Below are 7298 nucleotides of genomic sequence, written 5' to 3'. Positions count from 1 at the left end.
TTTTGTTCAGCGCTAAAATTTCTTTTTTCTTTTTTACTCATACTTCTTATTTTTTATTTATATTTTTATATCTTTTAGGAAATAAAACTACTCTTTTTGTTGTCTGACTTTTTCAGTCCACTATATAGGAAGCAAAATTCTCAAAATTTTGTCTTGATTTTTCAGTCCACTATAAAATTACTGCAGCAATATTTCATATTATTTACCTCTAATAGGGTTTTTTGTATATTTTTACAACCCACGTTTCTTCCACCATTCATCTGTTTTAAATTCTGGTGGCACAGGTTGTGTGCCGCCGACAGTGCTCCCATCTTCATATTCATGTAATATAGGATCTCTAATCCCATATTCTTCTCTTAAGACAGAAGACCAAGTCATATTTAAATTAGTGGGTAGTTTGCTGCCACACCAAGGACAATAATATATCTCCTGCCTAGTACACATATGCTCATCATCTTCTAACCTCATATGATATGATCTAGTAATAGCTTCATATTCTAACTCTATCCCCTTTTTTATATAATACTCAAAATTATTACAGCAATATTGCATATTACTTACCTTTAAAAATTTTTGGCTCATGGACACCCCTTAAATCTTTCCATTCTACTAATTTTCCCACTGGCCCTTTGTGTTTATCCTTAATAAACTGCCCATACTTATCAGCATCTTTATAGTGCTTCAAGCCATCCTTTGTTTGTTCAAAAACTTTCCATGTAGATGGGCTCTTACCTTGAGATGCACCACTATGCTTAGCTGTATCTTTACTCCACCAAAGTCTGTTACCATTTTCACTTACAGCTTTTGGATCACGATAATATTTAGCCCCATATTTATCGCTATATTTAACATCATCATATTTTTCTACTTTCCATTCCTTTTTATAATCATCAGGATCAAAGTCATCATCAGGGTCTGGAGCACCGGCAGCTGCAGCACTTCCTGATTGTTGCTTTATGTTTTGCTTATTTTGATCATTAGAATCATCACTTTTAATAGATTTGTATGATTCATCGTTAAGTTTATCTGCTGTAAATTTCATTCCAAATAATGCAGCGGCTCCTATAGAAATCTCCATAACAGTTTTTACACATGCAGGATTCATTGCGCAAGCTCTTATTGCTTGACCAATCCCCATAACTACCAATGGTAATGCTGCTGGTCTTATTATTGGATTTTCTTCTAGGTATTTATTTACTGCAACAAGTGCTACTTCTATTCCGTCTTTCCTATTCAGTATTAAATTATTTTTTTCTAAATCATATGCTAATTTTACAGTTGCTAGCCTTATATATTCATCGTCTTTTAAATTTGGATGCTTCTCTATAAGTTGCTTATCTATATCCTCCAATATAGATAAATTTTTTGTTGTATCTTCAGTATTTTTCTGAGTTTTAGACTGAGCATGATCCTCAGTATATTGCTTGTTGTTTATCACATCATGAATAGCATCATCTTTATTTGGCAAAATATTACCTAGTGCATCCTTTACCTCACCAACAGCATTCATAAAACTTGTTGCAATGTTCTCAAAGAACTTTCCAGATTTTAGGTTTTCTATTGCCTTTTTCTTTGTCTCCTCATCAAGTGCGCTAAACTTTGCTCTTATTGTTTCTATTTTATACTCATAATCAAAGCTACTAGTTTTACTTACATCTCTATTTGCTTTTTCTATCTCACATACTTTACCAATACCACTCTCTGTACACCTAACTTCTCCCTTACCAATTGTTGCAAATGTATAGCCATCTCCATTCCTTCCTCCAAACACCACTCCGTACTTACTTATCTTGCCATCACTTCCCTTATTACCAGTAATATAATCTATACTTGCTCCAAGCGTGTATCCCTCATCACTGTCATATACATGTTTGACAAATAACTCACCGACTGTAAGTACTAAATTACCCAAATCTGTATACTTACCATCATCACCAATTTGAGCATTTGCTATCATTGCTCCGTTTAACTCAAGCGCATGTGCCACTATCACAGTTGCATCCTTATACCCAATAAGCTCTGTTAGTTTTCCTACTACATTTCTCTTGCCATTACTTAGCTCAAATGATCCACCTAATGAATGTGATACCTTTTTACCCCATCCTGTTGATAATCCAAAACTTTTCCCACTGCTTTCTTCTAGCTCTTTTACGGATTCTAGTATCAAACTCTCAAAGCTTGCCTCAAGTGATGTTGCTGTAATTGATGCTCCCCTTATATCTGCATGTCCATTTACTTTTAACTCTAATCTATTTGTTACATGTATGTGAGCATTCATTGGTATAATCTCATCATTACTTAGTTTTCCCGTATTGCCACTTACACTTGAGCCAATAGTTCCACTCATTCCAACTTGTATATTTATTCCACCACCTTGTGATCTACTATGCATTTCATTACTTGCCGTCTCAATGGTCAGCTTATTTGTATTGAAATATGCATCATATGCCTGTATCTGTGTTGATTTTAATCTCAGCTCTTCACTTGTGCTTTCATATGTACCTTCTTTTAACTTCCCGTCCTCTTCGTGTCCCACTTCTATTTTAGTAAATCTCACTATTCTGCTGTCTAATTCACTGCTACTTTCTTGGTAACTTGCGCTTATCCACACTCCTCCTTGGAATAATCCACCTCCTGCTGCAAGTCCCATCAGTGTATTATATGCATCCCATGCCGCAAATGCTGTGTTAATTACTCCTTCCTTCCCTCCTTGCCTTAAGCCTTTATCTATACTTTTACCACTTTCTATGAGTCCTGCAATGCTATTTTGTATTCCTAATTTTAATCCCAAAAACCCTTCTACTTTCCTTTGGCTATGGGTTTTAGTATCATATACCACATCATGTATTTCTAATTTTGACCTTGTTATTAATTTCTTCTCAGCCTTTATATATGCTCCTTCTGTATAGATAGTTTCATCTGTATCGAGTGTTATAAAATGCCCTATTAAACTTGAGATTCCTTGTATTTCTTCCGATATGGTTTCCCTACTTTTACTTATCTTAATTCCAAGCCCAACACTTTGCTCTCTTGAATTTGAAGTAAATGCAAATCCTATTCCTTTTTTATCTACTGCTGCATAACTAAAATCTAAATTTGGAGCTGCTACAAGCTTTATCCCCTTAGGTGCTTTTATTTCTATTCTTTCAGCTTCAACACTACTTGCAAGTTGCAACCATCCTCCACTTCCATATCCTATAAATGTTGCGCACGTTCCATCTAATGCTTTTACTCTCCCTTCTTTATCTTCTAGCTCGTTACAGTTATTATTTATCTGAATTATTGTGGGTATAATTCTCTCTGTAACTGCTTTTCCAACATATTCCTTACTTCTTATTACATAGTCACTTTCTTCCCTTTCTTCTTTTATTGCTATATCTTTTCCAGGTAATAAACTTATCAATCCAACAACATCACCTGATCCTGTTTTAATCTCCATTGAGCTTGTTGTTATAAGTGCAGCTCTTATTACTGTATCTTCTAATGATCCAAATAATACTTTCTTAGCTGCACTTATTATAGGCCTTATAACGTTCGTGATGCTACTATAAGAATAGCTCTCGCTACTAAATACGAACCAACTATCATCAGAATATCTTTCTCTGATATATTTATTTGCAACCGCTTCTATTACATTTTTTCCTAACTTAGCTTCTAATTCAAATTCTCCCTCAGCTTCAATAACCGGTGAATATAAATAATTTCCATTATTGCTTACTATTTTTACATCTCCACTGGCCATTATTTTAGCAAGTTCATATTCTAAACTCTCAGTTCTACTATAGCCATCATCCCATGAATAATATAACTTATTATATATTGCAGCTGGAATGACTATTACCTTATCTTCAGACTCTATTGCTATGTTATCAGCTTTTATCTCTCCTCCCTTAATACCTATACTTCCTTTAGAATTGACTTTAAAGCTCTCAGTTAAATCTATTTCTGGTTTATTCAATGGAATATAATTCACCATATGTGAATTACTAGTATATTGTTCGACTACTTTTACTAGCATCTCCATAATAAAACTACCTCTAGCTTCTATGCTTAAACTTCCTTCTCCTCTTATTTGATTAAGTTGATAAATATTTCTTGCCTCTATGAATGTATTGCCAATGGAATCTATCAACCCTCCATTAAACACATCTTCATCAATCATTAACTTTGTATCCTTAAGTGCTATTGTTGCACTACTATAGCCATCCTTAAGTATTTCTTCTGTAACATATAGCCTGAGTGACCATACCACAATTCCATTTATATTTTCCTTTACTGGCCACAGTATTGCATTTACTAATTCACTTTGCTGCCACCGAGTTAGTTCTATTCCTGGTATTAGCCCTAAATCCTTTTTAGCTTCAACTGCATTTCTAAGTAATTGATCAAATTCTTCATCATCATTCTTTTTATGATTCCATATATATGCTTTACCTAGCTTATCAAAGATTGCTCTTTTTAATACCTCATGTTCGTAATCCGGATCTGCTAATATTTGTATTATAGTATCTGTGCTATATCCCAACTCTTTCAACAAATATGCTGTTCCTTTTTTACTCACTCCTGGAAGCTCAAATATACTTTCAAATACATAATTAGCTATTAATCCACTACTTGTAATGAATCCTGTTCCTTCGTTATTTGCACAACTACCTGTGCAATAACTACTACTTATTGCCAATTGACTTGGCGTGTTTACTTTATAAATTCCAGGATTATATTGCTCAAAAAAATATCTTAAAAAACTTGCTTCTAAATTACCTTTATTTCCAAAATTAAACGCATTATCCAATCTTATCTCATATCCTTCCTTCCTTAAACTATTTATCATGTCAATCGCAGATAGTTTAAACTTTTCTATCTCTTGTGACTTTAAATCATATGGCACTAATGCATTGCTACCATCTTTAAACTGATCTAATAAATTTGGTAAATCACTTTTTGCTACCGCATAATTTGCAAGCCCTGCTAATCCCGCTCCTTTAACATCTGTAAATGCCACTGTTGATGGGTAAGATTTATATACAAAGCTTTCCTTTCTTCCTGTGCCGTAACATCCCGAAGAGCAATGCTCATTTTTATCTCTTAAATATTCCATACCATCTTCCCTATATTTGACTATAGTAAGACGATCACTATTATCTTCATTATTACAAAATAATTTTAAAACTAGCTCATTAATCATGCCAGTACTTTCGATACTAGCTAAAAATACAGAGGTTTTAGATACTCCTAAGATATTACCTACTGCTGCTGAATATAAATTATATTTAGCTCCATATTGCTTCACCAAAAGTGAAACGGCTTCATTCTCAATGGTTAGTTTTTCACCTATATATACTTCTTTATCGATCAAGAATAAACTAGCTTTATTGTGCAATTTTTTAATATTCAATTTTACAGCATCTACATTTATATGAATATTTGCTGACTTTATATAATCAATTATTTGGATAACAGGATATGCATATATTGTTTGAGGTTCGCTATGTTTACATATATCTCCACTCTTACCAATACATACGTGAACTATACATCCATACTCTCTTTCCTTAATAGTACCTTCCTTAGCAATATTCTCAATTCTATCAGAATTTAATGTTAATTCCTCACCTGCTATTGCAATGCTTGCTGCATAGTTTCTTACTAAGCTTATCCTCCCATCGTCAGTGCCACCAATATATACCTTACCCCCTAACTTAATCCGTGCATTCTCATTATTATGAATTTCACCATTCTTTCCCATTCTTATATTACTTAACTCTTCTCCTATCACTATTCCATGGTTTATCAGTGCATCTTTAATATTAAGATTACCCTCTTTATAATATACCGCTCCACTATTTATTAATTTTGTAATATCCAGCTCAATAGCATTTACACTACTTATCTTTGCACCTGCTTGATTAATAACCGATCCTGCTGTTATCTTAATATTATCCTTACCATTTATCACCCCATCCTTTTCATTATCAATCTTACCATTTAGCTCAAGCTTGATACTAAAATCTACTCCACCTTGTATCTTACCACTATTTACTAACTTCTCTTCATTACCCTTTAGTAAAATACTTCCTATGCCTTCAACGCCTATTACTCCTTTATTTATTAAATAGCCCTTCTCTATTTCTAATTTAAAATCCTTCCCTGACCATATATGTCCATTACTATTTACATTACAATCTGATAGACTTATATCTATATCCCCTGATTTACTTATAATTGAACTACCTTTATCCAAAGTAATACATTTACCGTTGTAGCTAAGATAATTCTGGACTAGTATCTTGCCTTTTAAATGAGCATCATAACTGACGCTTTTAATCATTACTTCATGACTTATTAACTCTGAATTTTCAGCTAGATTTAACAGCACCTCTTCCACATCTAGCCTTCCTATTACATTCTTCCCTTCTAATCGCACTTTCCCTTTTGTAATCAACAACTTTTCTAACGTTACATCCTTAATCCATCCTAATTTATCCGCTATACTATTTGGCCTTATAACCAATTCATCTATTTTTTCTGTACTTGTTACTTGAAACTTATAATTACCCTTAAAATCTAATGTGACTTTTCCTATATTCTCCAGTCCTAACTTGCCTCTAATTGCTACATTATCTTGTGTAAAATGTAGTATAATTTCTTTGTGAACATCGTTATAGATCTCCAATTCACCTATACACCTTCCATCTATTACCTTTTCTGCAACTCCTTCTGTATTTAGATCACTATTACTTATCGAATACAAATGATCAGATACCGTACTGCACTCTAGAAACTCTATATCTGGCATTAATTATTACATATAAACTTCTACCCTAAAATTTAATCCATTCTAAATCAAACTCTTTTTTTAACTAATGGTAAAATCTTAATAAATTTAAATCAACTTATTTCTTATTGTTCTTTTTAATACTCATCCCCTCATTATCCTTTGAAACTTTTTTCTCTTTTTTTATTCTTTCCAACATATTTTTTAACTCTTCTTGCTTGTAAATAACCTTTCCAGCCTCTCTATACGTCCAATATACATCTCTCTTAACACCTTCAGTCCATCCATAAATTAACCATCCTAAAACTGTCCCTCCAACTATACATACTGCCAATGTAACGCCCACTAATATCTTACTATACTTCCTCACATCGAGTAGAGAGGCGCATTGCAGCGCCTCCCTCTCACACCACCGTACAAGCGATGTCGCATAGGGCGGTTTCAGATTTGTGTTTACCAAAAGCAGAGTACATAGAGAAGAGATTAATCTTCTCAAAGTAGCTCAGATCGAGAGCCTGGTGAG

General features: G+C 33.5%; 3 protein-coding genes. All 3 read right to left on the bottom strand.

Going from position 1 to position 7298, the window contains the following annotated elements:
* Window positions 1–231: 231 nt before the first annotated feature.
* Complete coding sequence (locus L8D11_RS02535; protein ID WP_236870108.1) at window positions 232–582, bottom strand: DUF6980 family protein; 351 nt, start codon at window positions 580–582, stop codon at window positions 232–234.
* Window positions 554–6796, bottom strand: a complete 6243-nt coding sequence (locus L8D11_RS02530; RefSeq protein WP_236870107.1) for a hemagglutinin repeat-containing protein — start codon at window positions 6794–6796, stop codon at window positions 554–556. The genes L8D11_RS02535 and L8D11_RS02530 overlap by 29 nt, the downstream gene beginning before the upstream one ends.
* A 97-nt stretch (window positions 6797–6893) precedes the next feature.
* Window positions 6894–7145, bottom strand: a complete 252-nt coding sequence (locus L8D11_RS02525) for a hypothetical protein (RefSeq protein WP_236870106.1) — start codon at window positions 7143–7145, stop codon at window positions 6894–6896.
* Window positions 7146–7298: the final 153 nt, after the last annotated feature.

It is taken from the genome of Candidatus Bandiella numerosa (assembly GCF_021811875.1).
GTDB classification, from domain to species: Bacteria; Pseudomonadota; Alphaproteobacteria; order Rickettsiales; family Midichloriaceae; genus Aquirickettsia; species Aquirickettsia numerosa_A.
This window is presented reverse-complemented; position numbering and strand designations above follow the sequence as displayed.

Bases quoted from the DNA above. Each gene is read 5' to 3' on its own strand.
- L8D11_RS02535 (WP_236870108.1), bottom strand. From the start codon at position 582: ATGAGCCAAAAATTTTTAAAGGTAAGTAATATGCAATATTGCTGTAAT.
- L8D11_RS02530 (WP_236870107.1), bottom strand. From the start codon at position 6,796: ATGCCAGATATAGAGTTTCTAGAGTGCAGTACGGTATCTGATCATTTG.